Annotated in this window: 1 protein-coding gene; it reads left to right on the top strand. The window is 32.6% G+C overall.

Annotation, left to right across the window (positions count from 1 at the left end):
* Window positions 1-588 precede the first annotated feature (588 nt).
* Window positions 589-1,002 carry a helix-turn-helix transcriptional regulator gene (locus tag ADI74_RS05160; RefSeq protein ID WP_049537504.1) on the top strand — a complete coding sequence of 138 codons (414 nt, stop codon included), beginning with the start codon at window positions 589-591 and terminating at the stop codon, window positions 1,000-1,002.
* The last annotated feature ends 262 nt before the right edge of the window (window positions 1,003-1,264 follow it).

Genomic DNA, 1,264 nt, shown 5'->3' with positions numbered 1-1,264 from the left:
CTTTGAAAATTTAATAAAAAACGTGTCAGACAACAACGAATCATTGACTAACACGATTAAATGTAGCAATTTAATTATACGTGAATTTTAAGAAAATGTCAAGTTGAGTCTAAACGTGGGTTTTTCGTCCTTTCGCCTTAGTAGATAAGAAAAGGGAACTGACGGCTGTGGTACAGTCAATGATACTTCTTAGAAGGTAGCTAGAGTGAGATAGTGAGGTCTATGTGTTGTATGGTCGGTGTGTGAGAGTAAAATCTTGCTAATGCCTTTGGGTAAGAAAGAGGGGATATTGAGTTATCCTTAAATTTGTGACCTTGGCGAAGGTAGTAAGCTGAGAAGCTGAAAGTATGCGAAGATAAGAGCATACATTTTATATTGCTATATTCTATTGAAAAAAAACGTAAAAAGGCTTTGAAATAAGCCTTTTTATTTTGCAAAAAAATTAACAATAACTAGATTTTTATAAAACAGGTTTTGTCCTGATAAGAATTGAAAGTATTGTTAGTTTTCACAAGGGAATCTACTATATTCCTTTATGTAAATTAACAATATGAGTAGAGGTGTAGATAAAAGAAAAGAGGAATCAAAATGATTAACGTATCAAAAGCATTGATTTTGTATAGAGAAAGAAACAATAAGTCAGAAGATGATCTAGCAAACTTTCTAGGTATTCAAAAGAAAGCATATAAACGCTATGAAAGTGGTGATCGTGAGCCTAGCATTGATAAACTTTACAAGCTAGCAAAGTATTATAATTGTATGATAGATGATTTTATCAATGTAGATGAAAAATTCACCGTGAAGCGTGAAGAAGTATTGTCTACAAAAGATTTAGACAATCTAGGTTGTCACCATCAATTTTCTCATGGGCTGGTAACAATGTTGACTAAAGGAAAAAGTTACGAAGAAACTGTTCGCTTTTCTGATGATGATAAGACAAAATACGTTCATAAGAGTGAAGTGAAACGATTCTTGCTTGACTTAGCAGAGAAGATTGAGTAGTAGGAAAGAGGTGTGTTAAAATCGAAGAGTATGGTTATAAAGAGGGTTTGAGGACATATTCCGAAGAATGGATCATAAAAGAGTATAACCGAATCTATAGTCGATTCTGCTGGAATTTGAAAATCTATGCTCATGTAAAAAATGGTGCTGATGTTTATGTATCTTCAAAAAAATGTTGTGATGATTTGTATTATCAGTTGTATGCTGTAGGTCAACTTACACGAAGTTATTACAGTAAGATTATGTCTAAGATTGAAAGAAC

The sequence above is a fragment of the Streptococcus pseudopneumoniae genome (genome assembly GCF_001074565.1).
GTDB classification, from domain to species: Bacteria; Bacillota; Bacilli; order Lactobacillales; family Streptococcaceae; genus Streptococcus; species Streptococcus pseudopneumoniae_J.
This window is presented reverse-complemented; position numbering and strand designations above follow the sequence as displayed.